This is a genomic window from Niallia sp. WK069_GA_01 (genome assembly GCF_983173855.1).
Map to the genome: position 1 here is coordinate 1,015,442 of NZ_OZ470138.1, position 15,494 is coordinate 1,030,935.

At 35.8% G+C, this 15,494-nt stretch carries 15 protein-coding genes and 3 pseudogenes; 12 read left to right on the forward strand and 6 right to left on the reverse strand.

Annotation, left to right across the window (positions count from 1 at the left end; genetic code table 11):
* Nucleotides 1-482 precede the first annotated feature (482 nt).
* From flgK to AC5LWL_RS04905, 8 genes and pseudogenes are all read left to right on the forward strand, one after another.
* Nucleotides 483-2,042 carry a flagellar hook-associated protein FlgK gene (gene flgK, locus AC5LWL_RS04870; RefSeq protein ID WP_493433273.1) on the forward strand — a complete coding sequence of 520 codons (1,560 nt, stop codon included), beginning with the start codon at nt 483-485 and terminating at the stop codon, nt 2,040-2,042.
* A gap of 11 nt (nt 2,043-2,053) precedes the next feature.
* The gene (gene flgL, locus AC5LWL_RS04875) at nt 2,054-2,959 is read left to right on the forward strand and encodes a flagellar hook-associated protein FlgL (protein WP_493433274.1); all 906 of its coding nucleotides are present in this window, start codon (nt 2,054-2,056) and stop codon (nt 2,957-2,959) included.
* 222 nt (nt 2,960-3,181) lie between these two features.
* Nucleotides 3,182-3,769: a DUF6470 family protein gene (locus AC5LWL_RS04880; RefSeq protein ID WP_493433275.1), complete on the forward strand. Its 588-nt coding sequence runs from the start codon at nt 3,182-3,184 to the stop codon at nt 3,767-3,769.
* Between the two features lie 12 nt (nt 3,770-3,781).
* Nucleotides 3,782-4,231, forward strand: a complete 450-nt coding sequence (gene fliW / locus AC5LWL_RS04885) for a flagellar assembly protein FliW (RefSeq protein ID WP_493433276.1) — start codon at nt 3,782-3,784, stop codon at nt 4,229-4,231.
* Between the two features lie 4 nt (nt 4,232-4,235).
* Nucleotides 4,236-4,463 (forward strand): carbon storage regulator CsrA, encoded by a 228-nt coding sequence (gene csrA / locus AC5LWL_RS04890; RefSeq protein ID WP_493433277.1) that lies wholly within the window; start codon nt 4,236-4,238, stop codon nt 4,461-4,463.
* Nucleotides 4,464-4,594: 131 nt separating this feature from the next.
* A complete protein-coding gene (locus AC5LWL_RS04895) occupies nt 4,595-5,623 on the forward strand; it encodes a flagellin N-terminal helical domain-containing protein (RefSeq protein ID WP_493433278.1) in 1,029 nt (342 codons plus the stop codon).
* Nucleotides 5,624-5,971: 348 nt separating this feature from the next.
* Nucleotides 5,972-6,085: pseudogene (locus tag AC5LWL_RS04900) on the forward strand (flagellin); the annotation flags it as partial.
* Between the two features lie 482 nt (nt 6,086-6,567).
* Nucleotides 6,568-7,863: an IS91 family transposase gene (locus tag AC5LWL_RS04905; RefSeq protein WP_493433279.1), complete on the forward strand. Its 1,296-nt coding sequence runs from the start codon at nt 6,568-6,570 to the stop codon at nt 7,861-7,863.
* A 1,298-nt stretch (nt 7,864-9,161) separates the two neighbouring features.
* On the opposite strand, the gene AC5LWL_RS04910 is transcribed toward AC5LWL_RS04905, so the two are convergent.
* On the reverse strand, nt 9,162-9,611 hold the full coding sequence (locus AC5LWL_RS04910) for a cell wall-binding repeat-containing protein (protein ID WP_493433280.1): 450 nt from the start codon (nt 9,609-9,611) through the stop codon (nt 9,162-9,164).
* Nucleotides 9,612-10,188: 577 nt separating this feature from the next.
* Between AC5LWL_RS04910 and AC5LWL_RS04915 the strand changes: the two are divergent.
* The 4 genes and pseudogenes from AC5LWL_RS04915 to AC5LWL_RS04930 form a co-directional block, all read left to right on the forward strand.
* A pseudogene (locus AC5LWL_RS04915) lies at nt 10,189-10,459 on the forward strand (transposase); the annotation flags it as partial.
* A gap of 493 nt (nt 10,460-10,952) precedes the next feature.
* Nucleotides 10,953-11,360 (forward strand): DUF6932 family protein, encoded by a 408-nt coding sequence (locus tag AC5LWL_RS04920; RefSeq protein ID WP_493433281.1) that lies wholly within the window; start codon nt 10,953-10,955, stop codon nt 11,358-11,360.
* On the forward strand, nt 11,338-11,490 hold the full coding sequence (locus tag AC5LWL_RS04925; RefSeq protein ID WP_493433282.1) for a DUF6932 family protein: 153 nt from the start codon (nt 11,338-11,340) through the stop codon (nt 11,488-11,490). The genes AC5LWL_RS04920 and AC5LWL_RS04925 overlap by 23 nt, the downstream gene beginning before the upstream one ends.
* Before the next feature lie 13 nt (nt 11,491-11,503).
* Complete coding sequence (locus AC5LWL_RS04930) at nt 11,504-11,941, forward strand: helix-turn-helix domain-containing protein (RefSeq protein ID WP_493433283.1); 438 nt, start codon at nt 11,504-11,506, stop codon at nt 11,939-11,941.
* A 66-nt stretch (nt 11,942-12,007) separates the two neighbouring features.
* On the opposite strand, the gene AC5LWL_RS04935 is transcribed toward AC5LWL_RS04930, so the two are convergent.
* The 5 genes and pseudogenes from AC5LWL_RS04935 to AC5LWL_RS04955 form a co-directional block, all read right to left on the reverse strand.
* Nucleotides 12,008-12,850 (reverse strand): DUF6398 domain-containing protein, encoded by an 843-nt coding sequence (locus AC5LWL_RS04935; RefSeq protein ID WP_493433284.1) that lies wholly within the window; start codon nt 12,848-12,850, stop codon nt 12,008-12,010.
* A gap of 48 nt (nt 12,851-12,898) precedes the next feature.
* Nucleotides 12,899-12,979: pseudogene (locus tag AC5LWL_RS04940) on the reverse strand (hypothetical protein); the annotation flags it as partial.
* A gap of 60 nt (nt 12,980-13,039) precedes the next feature.
* On the reverse strand, nt 13,040-13,327 hold the full coding sequence (locus tag AC5LWL_RS04945) for a hypothetical protein (RefSeq protein ID WP_493433285.1): 288 nt from the start codon (nt 13,325-13,327) through the stop codon (nt 13,040-13,042).
* A gap of 711 nt (nt 13,328-14,038) precedes the next feature.
* Nucleotides 14,039-14,593 carry a hypothetical protein gene (locus AC5LWL_RS04950; protein ID WP_493433286.1) on the reverse strand — a complete coding sequence of 185 codons (555 nt, stop codon included), beginning with the start codon at nt 14,591-14,593 and terminating at the stop codon, nt 14,039-14,041.
* Nucleotides 14,586-15,149, reverse strand: coding sequence for a hypothetical protein (locus tag AC5LWL_RS04955; RefSeq protein WP_493433287.1), 564 nt, complete (start codon nt 15,147-15,149; stop codon nt 14,586-14,588). The genes AC5LWL_RS04950 and AC5LWL_RS04955 overlap by 8 nt, the downstream gene beginning before the upstream one ends.
* Nucleotides 15,150-15,494: the final 345 nt, after the last annotated feature.

Genomic DNA, 15,494 nt, shown 5'->3' on the forward strand with positions numbered 1-15,494 from the left:
ACACTTCGCTTTCCATGGGCGAGCGTCGAGCCTCCTCGTCGCTACGCTCCTGTGGGGTCTCGTCTTTCTCGCATTCCCATAGGAGTCTACGTGTATGCAGGCTGCTAAGTATTCTGCTCTCATTATTTTTTTGTAAAAACAAATAGTTTTGAGAAAACAGCTTACGTATAAACTATTACGCGTTTTTATAAGAATCTGTTAAATTAGTCTGTTGATTGCAGCGAGAGACGTTCTTTTTTGCTCCAATTAACAGCTTTCCATATAAACAAGCTTTAACATAGTTTTGATAAAAGTAGCGCAGTTCTGCACTCTATCCGAAAAAACAAAAATAGAGGGGAAGAACAAAAGAAATAAAGGCGGCGCGAGCGAAGCCAACCAAACCTACATAGAATTAAAAAACAAACTACTAAGCACCACCTATTGTTTATTTTCCATAAAGTTAGGCGTAGCTCCGCCCCTTAACCATAAAGGAGGTATTATAGATGGGTTCCACATTTATGGGCTTAGAAACTGCCCGCCGTGCATTAAATACTCAACAAAGTGCTTTATATACAACTGGACATAATATTGCCAATGCCAACACACTTGGCTATACTCGGCAGCGTGTGAATTTTGAAGAGGAAAGTCCGTATCCTGCTCCAGGTATGAACCGTCCGCAAATCCCTGGCCAAATGGGAACTGGGGTGAAAGCAGGTTCTGTTCAAAGAGTAAGAGAAAGCTTTTTAGACGATCAATATCGTACTCAATCTAGCAAACTAGGATACTGGGAAGCTCGTTCTGATGCTCTTTCGAAAATGGAACAGGTCATGAACGAACCAACTGATTCTGGATTGGCAAACACAATGGATCAGTTCTGGCAGTCCTTGCAGGATTTAGCAGTTGATCCGCAAAATACTGGTGCACGTTCGGTTGTACGCCAAAGAGGTATTGCTGTAGCGGAAACCTTTAATTATTTAAATGATACATTAACAGCAGAAAAAAATAATATGAAGACAGAAGTCGGTGTTGCGCAAAAAGAGGTCAACTCTCTTCTAAACCAAATTTCGAGTGTAAATGATCAGATTTCCAGTGTAGAACCACATGGCTATTTGCCCAATGATTTATATGATGAAAGAGACCGTCTGATTGATCAGTTATCAAGCCTTGTATCTGTTAAGGTTGATTATGTAAAGTCTGGCGGAAATGCAAGTGCACTGGCAGAAGGAAAAGCGGTTATTTCCCTTGTTAATGATAAGGGAACAGAACAGGCAAAGCTTGTGACAGAAACTGGCTATAATGAGCTGAAAATTAATTATAATGGAACAGGAGAAACTGTTTCTTCGATTACGATTGATGGCAGTGATATCAATTTCAACGATTTTAAATCAAGCGGAAAATTAAAAAGTTTAGTAGAGTCATATGGATATCAAGGAACGGATGGCAAAGCAAAGGGACTGTATTCCGATATGCTGTCAGAACTCGATAATTTAGCGTATACCTTTGCAACTGAATTTAATAAAATTCATAGCGATGGAATGAGTCCAAATGAAATAAAAAATAAACAAAATAGTAAGATTAATTTCTTTGCTGATACAGACACCACGACTATTTCAGATCGAACTGGCTTTTCCGGTAGAATCGGAATTTCCCAGGATATTTATAATAGTTTAGATAATATTGCAACAGCAGATGGAACCAATCCAGAATCGGCAGCACTTGGAGATTCAACGATTGCATTAAAGCTGGCAGACGTTATTAACCAAAACTATGATTATCGCGGCGATACAAGCAATCCGCAATCATCTAATTTTAAAAACTATTTTGAAGGGGTCATTGGTGCAATGGCAATCGATGCTCAAGAAGCAAATCGCATGACAAGCAATTCTACGACATTAAAGCAGGCAGTAGATGACAAAAGACTGTCAACTAGCTCTGTTTCATTGGATGAAGAAATGACAAATATGATTCAGTTCCAGCAAGCATACAACGCTGCTGCCAGAATGATTACCATTCAAGACGAACTGTTGGAAAAAATCATCGGCATGGGCGTTGGAGGAAGATAGGTGAATAAAAGATGAGAGTGACACAATCAATGCTGTCCGCAAACTCCTTGCGCAATATCAGCAACGGCTATGAAAAATTGGGCAAATATCAAGATCAAATCTCGACAGGAAAAAAAATTACCAAACCGTCTGATGATCCAGTTGTCGCCATGAAAGGCATGTACTACCGCACCGGATTAACAGAGATTGATCAATATAAACGCAATCTTTCTGAGCTGTATGTATGGATGGATAATTCAGAAGCAGGTGTCGAGCAGACAAATGATAGCTTGCAACGGGTAAGAGAATTAACTCTGCAAGCAAAAAATGATACAAACACTCCAGAAGATCGACAAGCGATTGCTAAGGAAATGGAACAAATTAAAGAGGATATAGTAAATGTTGCAAATACACAAGTAAATGGACGGTATATTTTCCATGGAACAGATGTATCTAATCCTCCAGTAACAAATGGAAAGAATGGACAAGCACCACAAGTGGCAGATAATATAAAAAATAACAGTGCTGCAATCGATAACTATAATGTGGAAGTATCCAGAGGAGTTTCTTTAAAAGCAAATATCAGTCCTGGAACAGTATTTAGTCAGGATTTATTTGATACATTACAAGGAATCCAATCAAGTTTAGAAAGTGGCGATTCATCGGAATTAGACTCTTTTTTAACGAAACTGGATGGCTCGATTGATTCTATTAATGCAGAAAGATCGGAGCTAGGTGCTCGTTATAACCGTCTAGAGATGGTGGAATCTCGTATTGATCAGCAGCAAGTTGTTGCATCCAAAATCCTATCTGATAATGAAGATATTGATATGGAACAAGCAATCACTGATTTGACGGTACAAGAAAGTGTGCACCGTGCAGCACTTAGTGTAGGAGCAAGAATTATGCAAACAAGCTTAATGGATTTTTTACGATAAGAGCGTGTTCAAAAAGGAGGATAAAAAGGACCGAGAAGTTCGAGGCGGCTTAACTTTGAGCACCGGAACGTATGCTGTTAATACGTGAGAAGCGGAAAAGTAAGACAACGAAGAAATTCGATGTGTTATTTTTACCGGACTTTTTGAACAACCTTGATAAGAAAAAGAAGGTCTGATTTCAATCAATTGAAGTCCGGCCTTTTGTTTTAAGGAGGGACAATTATGTTTCCACAAATTCGTTTGCAATCTACCTTTGCACAAATTGAAATGACGACAAGTCCTGGAAAGCTAGAAATGGAACAGCCAGCAGCCGATTTACGAATAGAACAACCAGCTGCTGAAATGACGATAGAACGAACACCTTCAAAGCTGACAATTGATCAAACAAAAGCTAGAGAAGATGTTGATTTAAAAAGTGTACGAGTAAGAATAGGCGAAGCAGCACAATTAGGAAAACAGGCTGTGTTGGAAGGAATCTCCCGTCGGATTCAAGATGGAGATGAATTAATGAGAATTGAAAATGGCGGCAACCCAATCAAAACGCAGGCAAAACGAAATAGCGAAGGTCCAACAAAACAATTTGGGTTGGCATGGATTCCATCAGCGGGAAGTGTAAAAGAGGAGTATGATCCGGGAAATGTGGAGATAGATTGGAAGACACATGATCCAATTATAGAAAACCACAGCAATAAACTATCTATTGATTATCAGCCAAGCCAAGTGCAAATAAATATGAAAAACTATGCTTCACTAAAGGTCGACTTTGACCATTTAAAATACGTTGGCATTAATTATGAACAGTCTATTTAAAGGAATGATGAAATGAATATACAAACAAAATATCATGGTGAAATAGAAATACAAAATGAAGAAATTCTGATTTTTAACAAAGGAATCCCTGGTTTTCCCGAAGAAAAAGAGTTTGTAACCATCCCTTTTTCAGATGATGGAGAATTTTTAGCGCTACAGTCATTAACCACTTCCGCTTTAGCGTTTATAATCGCCAATCCTTTTTCATTCGATCCTACCTATGATGTTTTCTTAGAAGACCATGTGGTGGATACATTGGGAATTACGGAAGAAAAGGATGTAGTCGTATATAGTATTTTAACGGTTCAAGATCCGTTTGAAGATACAACAGCCAATTTCCAGGCGCCTCTTATTATCAACACAAAAAATAGACAAGCAATGCAAGTGATCTTAAATCAAAAAGATTATACAACGAAACACCCTGTTTTTAAAAATAAACCGACAATCAGTACAAAGGGGTGAGCCAATGCTTGTATTAACACGAAAACAAGGAGAAGTTATCAAAATCGGAGACGATATCGAAATAACGATAATTGCCAACAAAGGAGAACAAGTGAAAATCGGCATCCAAGCACCAAAAGATATTCAAATTCTCCGCAAAGAAATATATGATCAGACACTAGCAGAAAACCAAGAAGCATCACAAGATATAACCACCATCCTGCCATTTCTAAAAAATATGGAAAAAAAATAAAAAAACTATTAAACTTTCTATCACCATGACGATAAAAACAATAGAGACAGGAAGGGCGGCCGACCTTCCTCGATCCAAATAAAAACTTGTTCACAAGGACGTGAACACCAACTTCAAGGAGGAAAAATAGAATGAGAATTAATCATAATATTGCGGCGTTGAATACGTACCGTCAATTGAACAGTGCTAATGGAGCACAATCTAAATCAATGGAGAAATTATCTTCAGGTCTTCGGATCAATCGTGCAGGTGATGATGCAGCTGGTCTTGCAATCTCAGAAAAAATGCGTGGACAGATTCGTGGATTGGATCAGGCATCTCGTAATGCTCAAGATGGTATTTCATTAATTCAAACCGCTGAAGGTGCACTGAATGAAACACATGATATTCTTCAACGTATGCGTGAACTAGCAGTTCAATCATCAAATGAAACAAACACGGATGATGACCGTGGAGCCCTTGATAAAGAATTTCAACAATTAAAAAGTGAAGTAACTAGAATTGCTGATCAAACTCAATTTAATACTAATACATTATTAAAAGGTGGTTTTGGTGCTACCTCTACAGCTGGTGCAGATATTATTGCTGCTAAGGGAGTAACTGATTATAATGTTGGTGGCTCAGGTGTAGGAAATATTGTGTTAAAATCAGAAACTAGTGGAGCTAACTTAAAATTAACTGCAACATTCACAGATGCAGGTGGAAATTCAACTTCTCAAGTACTAGATGATGTAGTTGCTCCTACCGGTACAAACTCTAAAACTATTAATTTTGATAAACTTGGATTCTCTTTCACCGCTAATAATGCTTTAGCTGCAGGAAGTTTTGGAGATAATGCTGATAGTACAATTGCAGTAACAGCATCTGCTGCAAAATTCCAAATTGGTGCAAACAAGGATCAAACAATTGAACTTTCTATCAGTAACATGGATGCAAATGCACTAGGAATTAACGGAAGTGATATCTTAGATAAGACTAAATCACAAACTGCTACTGAATCTTTAGATAATGCAATCAAATCTGTGTCAACAGAAAGAGCAAACCTAGGTTCTGTACAAAACCGTCTAGAACACACTATCAACAATTTGAATACTTCCTCAGAGAATCTAACTGCTGCGGAATCACGTGTTCGTGACGTTGATTATGCTTTAGTTGCTTAATAGCAGTGACAAGCACAGTCGTCCTAGCTGGTAACAGCTAGAGATTACTATCGGGTGAATTGCTGGAAACCCCTTAGAGCTTTCTTCCCCACAACGGAGCTGGAAACGGCAGACGTGAAGGGTTTAAAAAGAAGAATGATATGGGCAATCAGCAGCCAAGCTCCTGTCTTGAAAAAGTGGAGACGGTTCAACGACTAGGATAGACCATCTAAGGCGAAAGCTATGATGATGAAATCCATAGGTGAAACAATGTACATCAGCATTGTGAATCCGAAGTGCCCGACCCCTACTAGAAAACTAGAGGGTGAAGATATAGTCTAGTCATTTATGAAAGTAAATGTTCGCACGATGGCGAAAGAAATGATGAACCAAACAAAGAATTCTATACTTTCTCAAGCAGCACAAGCAATGTTGGCTCAATCTAATCAGTTGCCTCAAGGGGTTTTACAACTTTTGAGATAATGATTAAAGGGCGTCTAGCTTGGTAACGAGCTAGAGTATAACTGGGTGAATTGCTGGAACTTCCTAAAGCTTTATCCACCACAACGTAATTAGAAATGATAAGCGTGAAGGTATGAAAAGGATGAGGATGAAACAATGGATAATCAGCAGCCAAGCTCCTGTGAGGAAACTCTGGAGAAGGTTCAACGACTAGAGAAAACGGTCTAAGGCGAAACAAAAGCTATGATTATGAATCTCGTAGGGCAGCAAAGCTGTTCGAAGTGCCCAGCTCCATGAAAAACATGGATGAAGATATAGTCTATTCTATGATCGAAAGACATAGTCGCAAAGCAAGCGAACCAACAACCACAAGGGGTATTACAACTTCTTCGTTAATATGCAAAACAAAGCACGGACTGAGCAATCAGCCGTGTTTTTTGAAAGATAAGAAAGTATAAAATTTTGGGGTACCACAAACGTTGATACTGTGGTATTTTTTGTATATGGAAACGAATATTTTAAGGCGTATTTTCTTTGATGAAAATCAACATTGGGAACAATTTAAAATTAAATATGGAAAAAAGATTCGTCCAATCGTAATAAAAGAAGTAGAAAAGTTTCGTGATTGTGGAAATCCTAAAAACGGTTTTAAACTATTTGTTTGTGAAGGTTGTCATGACGTGCGCCATGTTCCTTATCGCTGTAAAGGACGTTTTTGTACAACCTGTTCTGTTGGAGAAAGCGAGGAATGGAGTAGATTACTGACAGAAGATGTACTACAGGTTAATCATCGCCATGTAATTTTTACGATTGATGAAGGATTACGAGATGTGTTCTTACTTCACCGACACTTACTTAAGTGTCTAATGGATGAAGCAGCTAAGTTAATCACAGAATTCTTCCAAACAAAAGCCAAAGTAACTCCTGGAATTATCGCAGGTCTACATACGTTTGGGTCAAGAGTTAATTATAATCCTCATGTCCATATGTTAGTGACCATGGGAGGATTAACAGAAAAAGGGGAATGGAAGCAGTATGATTTTCTACCGTTTTCATTACTTCGAAAGCAATGGCAGACAGTAGTATTGAAGTTGATAAGAAGAGGTGTAACAGAAAAAGAGAAGAAAAAAATTCAACCTAGATTACAAAAGGCGTTCTCTAAAAATGGAGAGGGCTTCTATGTGCATGCCCCAAAACAGAAAGGAAAGGTAAAAGAACAACTACGCTATATTGGTCGTTATATTCGTCGACCTGCGATTGGTATTAATCGGATCGAGGCATATGACGGTCAGTTTGTGACGTTCAAATACAAGGATAAAACAGATGGAAAAGAGAAGAATGAAACAGTAAGTGTGGAAGAGTTCATTTCTCGTTTAATTCGACATATACCAGACGAACAATTTAAAACGATTAGACATTATGGAATGTATTCAAGACGATCTAAAAATTTGTGTAAAAAAATACTAAGTGAATGGCAACAAAAAGCAAGACGCTGGGTTGTAAAAGTAAAGAAGACCTTACGTCGTCAGACGTGGCGTGAGAGAATAATTGCGAATGGAAAGAAAGACCCTCTTGTCTGCCCGCATTGTGAATTTTACTACGAATATAAGGAAGAAGTCTGTCTTGAAAATGGTAAACTAGAAATTAAGGTAGCTTTGTGTGCTACTACTAAAGCTTATTTAGAAAGGGTGATTAACAATTTCACCAGTATCAAAACACCGCAAAAAAGGGAAGAAAAAAAAGAAAAACACAAAACAATCAAATCAGAGCGTCAGCTATGTTTGTTTAGTGTGTCATGAAAAAGAAGAAATTCCTTTAAATGTAGTAAAAGATTTTGATTTAATGGATGATGGAGACACTACAACTCCACCTATGTTCTCCTGTGAAAAATGTGGGGGAGAAATGTATCCTGAGTATTATAAAGGGGTACATGGTATAGAGTACAAATTATCGGATATTCGCTAAACAAAAAAGGACCGGGCGGTTTTTGCCCGGTTTTTCTTATTTGGAACCTTATTTAAATGAACTAACCATTTCAGTGGAAGAATTAATATCCATCGTCTATTTAGATTTCATCTCTTCTATCGCTCAGCAGGGGAATTCAACAAAAATCCAATCGTCCATTGTTCATTCGTTGAAAAAATAGGGGAGTATCTACTGTGGGATAGACAAAATACTACCCTTTTTTCTTTTTTAAAGGGGATGGAACGTATTATTTCAGATCGTGTAATTACGGAATAATATGTGGATCAGGTATACAAGAGGTGCGCAAGCTAGCGCCATTCTTTATAGTAATAATAAATTAAAGGACCAAATAATTTTGGGCCTTTAATTTTAACTAGTCGAGTATTTAATTCCGAGGTTTAACTAAAATGGTATTAAAGAACCAAAATAACAATGCGGAAAGAATTCCAAAAATCACATATGTTCCATTATCTATAAAAGGATAATAAAATATATTAATCACAACCTCCAAAATGACGATTATCATGATGGCGCATAGAATATACAAAGATAAGGAGGCCAATTTATTAAACTTCTTTTTTAATGAAATGTAATCTAATAAATATGATAGGGGTAGTGCAAAAACTAAATTTCCAATGAAAGAGAAGACAAAAACTATAATTGATACAGAATAGCCCGAATTCTCTAATTGGTGATCGTAAATTATTGATTTTAAGTCCATGATAACAGTTAAAGCTAAGTATAATAAAGCACTGGTAAGTGCTACAATACATACGACTAAAAATTTTTTTAACAACATATTTTTTCTCCTATTTAATAAAACTATTTAAGGTATTGCTAATATTCGTTGAGACAGTTGTCCCAATTGTATATATATTATCGGGATAGCTGTCTTGGATATAGTATTTAACTGAATCATCTAATGTATCGGGGTTAGTCACTAAAACTTGATAATCTTTTAATGCTCCTAAAGTACTTCCAATAATACCCGAGCTAAAATCATTTACAACAATAAATGATTTTGGTTTCATATAGAAAAATTGAGCAACATTTGGACCTAAATCGAAACGATTAGTATTATCTATTCGACTAACATCTCCGAATTGAGCAAGTTGATCTGCAACTTCTGAACTTAAATTACTCTCATTTCCAATAAAATAAAACTACTAATTTGTGTATGACTTTTTAAAAAATCTTGTACTGAGCTTGTTAATGTTTCCCCATTAGTTAATAAAATTGGTAGTTCATTTCTAACAGCTACGCTAGCAATGTCCATCATATATGTTTCACTGAAACCATTAACTATTACTGCTGTGACATTAATATTCTTATTTGGTGCGTCACTTATAATTCCTTCACCGGATGCTGTTTTCTCTGGAAGAATTGTATTAGCTACCGCAGTTGCTGTGCTGTATCGTGTATCACCTGAATAACGTTGGATTGTAGTAACATTTAAGCTTTTTAATTTTTCTTCGATTATAGTTGAAACTTTTGGCGTTCCACCAACTATTATTGCTTTTGTTGGCTTTAGCCTATTAATTTCATTTTGAACAACAGTTGGAATGGTGTCCTTCTCAGTCAATAACAGGCTACAATAACAGGCTATGGGGTCTGACCCCTAAAAAAGACAGATTGTAAGATTTGTCTTTTTAGGAAGGACAATGAATAATGAGGAAATAGGGGAAACTATGTTTTTTATATGGTCTTGATTCCGGATTCTGCCCCCGGTAATGCTTTAGCGCACTGAGGGTCAGACGTCTAAGAAGGCACTTATTTTCTGTTCCACCTTTTACTCTTCCTATATCAATTGCTTCAATGGCTATGGGGAACATCCCCATAGCCATCAAGTTAAGCATTTTTAAAGATAATCCTCCTATATTCCTTTATAATCCTTTCTGATGAAACATTTCTTATGGAGAGGGTTATTTTTCTGAATAGAGATTTAGGTGTAGAAAAAGAATTTCTGTTACTAGCACGTGAGCTTAAAACCTGTTTTTCGACGGAACAAATTCAAGAATGGGCAAAAGAGACGCACTTTATGAAAAGAAAAGCAAAATTAAAACCGGAATATTTTCTTTTATTGTGTTCTTTATTGGGAGAACAGAATGAAAAAGAAAGTCTAATGCACCCTCTCTTCACAAAAAAATATTTCCACAAATATTTACGTAACGAATATACCACAAACGGAATGAAAAAAAGAAGACATTTATTCTCTTTATTCCTTGAGGTGGCAAATTGAAATTTTATTCAAAACGTGGAAATCCTTATTTTCTATTCACCGGGTAAAGAAAAGGAAAAAAGAAAGGTTTGAATGTCATTTATACGGTACCCTTATTCGTATCCTCCTTTGTTCTACCCTTGCATTCCAAATAAGAAGATGTCTGTATGAAAAGAAGCAGATGGAAACAAGTGAGTATAAAGCAATCAGAATGGTAAAAAAAGGAATAGAAGGGATAGCCAATATGATCATTCATGCTTTTCTAAGTTGGGAAGAGATTATATCTAGATTGTACGAGAGTGTGAAAATAAACGGAGGAAAAGCTCGTCGATATAAAAAACAAACCGTATTCGATATCTTACATATTGCTTATGAACAACATTTCTCACTAGTAGCTTAATAACCTTACATAATATGTAAATAAGAAGTCTTTGACAAAAGGCTTATTTCGTTATGCCCTTTAAAGAATAATGGAGATAGGAGGAAATAAAAAAGCTAACGAAAGAAGAAAATGGACAGAATCCTTTCGTTAGCTTGATGGCTATGGGGGCAGACCCTATATATATGCCCCCCATTACGGTAAAGAAGAATTCTGTTTTGTATGTCTTGTAAATAAGTAAAATAATGATAAAATAAAATTAACAAATAAGTTAAGTTATCATATATGTTAATAAAATGAGTATACTGGTTGATAAGGAGAAAATAATGATGCACTTTAATGAAGATGGATTATTACCAGCGCAGGATTATGCATTAACTTTAAATGAGTTAAGAGAATCTGTATTAGTTAGAGGGCCAGAAAATCAGAAACCATGGGATGTTAAATGGAGGTTATTTCTTATTGATCAATTAGAGGCGTTGGTTCAACAATTATGGGATATAGGAATTGATCAAATTTATATTGATGGTTCTTTTGTAGAGGAAAAAGCACATCCTAATGATATAGATGGCTATTTTGAATGTGATTTAATGGAATTGGCTAGTGGGCAATTGGAAAGGAAGCTAAATGCTTTAGACCCTTATAAAATATGGACATGGGAGAGTAGCAGTAGAAAACCTTATCGAGGTTATACAAAAAAAGCAACTTCCAATGTGGCACCGCTATCGTGTTGAGTTATATCCACATTTTGGTCAACCATCAGGGATTATGGATGAATATGGTCACCAACAACAATTTCCAGCTGCATTTAGAAAAACAAGAGATACGTTCTTACCTAAAGGGATTGTAAAAATTATTAAATAGAGGTGAGTTATACATGATAAAAACAGAAGCTGCTTATCAAAAAGCATTAGATAAATTACAAGAAGATAAGCTATTTATTAGCGACCCAAAAAAGATATTAGTGGAAATGGGCTTGAGTATAGAACAAGTAGAAAAGGCATTACAACCATCCATCACATTTCATGAACAGTTAAAGGAAGAGGTTATTTACTATGAACGGATAAAAAGAGGCGAATTTGATACGATAATCAATCTTCATCAACTGGGGAAAACGCTTATTGCTTATCGAATTTATTTAGGATTAAGCCAACAAGATTTAGCGGATCTTTTAGGTGTATCTCCTTCACAAGTATCAAGAGATGAGCGTAATGAGTATTACGGGGCTACATTGGAGAGAATTCAACAGGTTATGGATGCAATGGAGATGATATCAAAAACAGAGGTCCAATCAAAGGATTTATTATTAGCTTAGGTGGTCCTCTTTTAGAAAAATCAATTCTGGAGCCTGACCCCCATTTTTGGGATCAGGCACCAAAAATCATCGATACGACCAAAACCAACCTTTATATAATTCGATGTATTTAAAATTGCTGTTTTTTTCATCCAAGGTCATGCTGGCTAACGGCAGTATTACTTTTTCTCTCTCTATTTGGCACTCGACAATAATGCCATATTTTTCATCAACTTTCATTTTTTGATCTAAATGAATACAGTTGATTTCGTATTCTGCGACTTCTAAAGAACTAATCTCCTCTTCATATAACGCATGAAAAGGGAATGTTAGATGCTGTTGTAGGTATTCATAAAAACGCATTAAACTTTCTTCCTTTACATGGAGTGATTGGTACAGATAACTTTCTTTATATTTTTGACCTCTTACTAAACCACTAATTCCTACTATTTGTGCAACTTGAATTTCCCATTCTTCGACATCGACTTGCTTTTCATTCAACCTATCTTGAGGGACGAGCAATCCATTAACTGTAGAAAGATTATGAAATGGGCTACTTTGTTCAACAGATGCTATCGAGAAATTACCGTCAAAATAAGTCATTTTAAACATATCTCTAATTTTCTTCGATTTTTGCGAAGTTGTACTTTGTTTTGTATTAAAATACTCATAAATGTCTGTTGCTGACAGATATGGTTGAGTAGATTTATCGAATAAAAAATTAACCGTACCCAAGGCGTGGATTACTGCCCCAGCCCAAATTTCAATACGGCCTGACACAAAGGGAACATCTCTTTTCCTAGCCAATTTGTTTATCAATTTTTCAATTACTTTCTCATATTCTTCATTTAAAAATTTCCTGCTAAACTCCATTGTTAACGCTAGTAATTCTACTTTCTTTTCCTGCACTTTTTCTTTTGCGCTAGTCATCCTCCATAACCCCCACCATATTAATTGCTCTTCGCATGAATTATTTTTTTAATAAAATAACTCATCATCCTTTTCTCTACGACACTTTTTACATCTTTTCGGATACGTAAAGCCCTTTTTCTTATAAAATTGCTGCTCTCAATATAACCTTTATTTCTTCATCAGATAATCGATTAGCCTTAGATTTCATCAAAATGGTAAGTCCTCATCATCCCACCACTCAGAAACAATCGGTTTTTCTAGTTTTTTGACTTTTTTGGTGTGCTTATCTATTAAAACCCTACCAAACTTCTCTTGATAGAGCTCACGAATCCAAACTTTCACTGGTGCTTTCCAATGCTGATTTGGTTCAGGGATCACTTTAATTAAACCCTTTGGTGTTATCCCCAACTCCTTAGCCATTTGTATTTCAGCTTCATTCAGACGGCATCGTTTTTTTGCCTCTGCCCAATCCTTTGAATTCCATTTTTTCACCATCAATATGTCTCCCTTATTGCTATTCAGTGATTTTTCGTATTATTATATTGTACTAGTTATACCCCAACATTTTCAATGACATTGGGTCAGATTTCTTAAAAGTGTGTGTTCAAAAAGGAGGATAAAAAGGACCGAGAAGTTTGAGGCGGTTTAGCTTTGTGAGCATCGGCCTTCCACGGGATGTGGTGACTTCAACGTTGCTCACAGGACGTGAGCGATTTTAGTTGAAGAACCGCTAGTTGAATACGTGAGAACAGAGAAATTCGATATGTCGTTTTTCCCAGATTTAGATAGGTTGGAAGTGTAATAGCTATAACAATCGGTCTGATCTCAAAAAGGACATTTGTCTTTTTGGATAGGACGTGTCGATTAAAAATGATTTGTTTAGGAGGAAGCTCATGTTTGAATTTTGAGGACCCAGTGGACTTTATAAGTGAAGATAATACACAAAGAGAGAGTTAATTTTCGATGTTTTAGGTACTAGATTGAGCCACAGCACATAGTTAACAAAACTAATTGGTTTGAGTTGGAGTACGCAACTCTTGAAAGCACAGGCTTTTCTGTGAATAGGAGAAAGAGAAAGGGTTTAAACCTTTGGATCAATCATAAGGAGTCTTATTAATGAAGATATACTCAACAAATTACAAAAATGGAGAGAGAAGTATGAAGCATTAATTATTGCTCTAGCTATTTATTTACTTTGCCTAATGATTAATAGTTAAATGGAATACTATTTTCTATTTCTTCACAAATTACATAGGTTATTGCAAAATCATATTTTCTCCCGAATTTAGGAATCCAATAGCGCCCATGTGCTAGCCAATGTCGGTAATTAAGGGATTGGATATAGTTACTAATTAAATTCTTATGTTCAGGATGATGTGTCTTCCAACCATTAAGTATATCTTCTTCTAAACTCGCTCTTCTGCCTTTTTCTCTATAAATGTCCCTAAAATCTCTACTTAATGTATCTTTTAATCTGTTAGTGGCTCTTATAATATAATCCATTCGAAACTTTGCCTCAATTGCTGCAATAGCACTTAAACTAAAGGAGGTTTCAACTTCTTTAGTTAGTGTATCGAAATATTCGATTACTCCTACCGCCGTCATACCTATAAATTGTTCAGGCACATAATCTTCAGAACGCAATGAGCCAAGGATGGTTCCTTTGTATTTCTCAATAGCACTCGTATTCAGTTGATACCAGTTAACAATATTGGAGATATCCTGATTTTGACCTGAAAACAGGTGACCACTTTTAGCCATTTCTAATAACCCGCAATAAGGCATCTGAGAATGTCTCTTCATTCAATGAAATATATTGAACATTTGGTGGTTGTGTCATAATTTTCCATTCGTATTCTGGTTTTCTAGGTTCTTTTGCAGGATCTTTCCCTTGTGCTTTTTCTAGGTATTTTGCGAACTCTTTTTCAGTATATATATTTGCAGTTACTTTAGGCTTAGTTAGTTGCTTATCAACTAATATTAATTTTACCGTTCCATTTGCGCCTATTAAATCTATTCGTCCTTTAGCAGCGATAATCATTGTTCCAATTGGTTGTAGAAATGCCCTTTGACTTTTTAATTCAAAAATCATTCGTTGGACTTCATAATCTCCAACCTCTTCTTCATTCAAAACTATTGTATCCATAGTAATCTTAAAATTTGGGTTTGTTTTGAGTGGTTCGAGCCAAGTACTCACATCACTGTATAACTTATTAATGGAACTTAACCACATCTTTTTTTCTTGTTTCCAATCAATTGTAGATTCTTCCGTTTGATTTTCATCACTTAGAAATTCTTCCAAGTCTTTTAAACTCAAATTTAAAACCCCCTTACAGCTATTTTCTTATTTTTATTCTACCCTCTAAATTAAATGATGAAAAGAAGCCATCTTCCTAATGTTTGTGTCTATGTAAAATATATACATATTATATTGATGCAAAATTAAGTTGTGAAATAAACTTGTGGTTACTGTGACCACTCGAAATTAAAAGAATAATATTTCGCCTTTTTGGAAAAAATATGAAATAAATGGGTAGGTTATTGCTTTTAAAATAAATGCATTTTATTGGTTTAATTAAAATTGTAAAATGCATTCTTCACAATAGTCCACATCACATATAAATAAATTTTCAACATCCACTTTTTTTGTATAATAACAGTA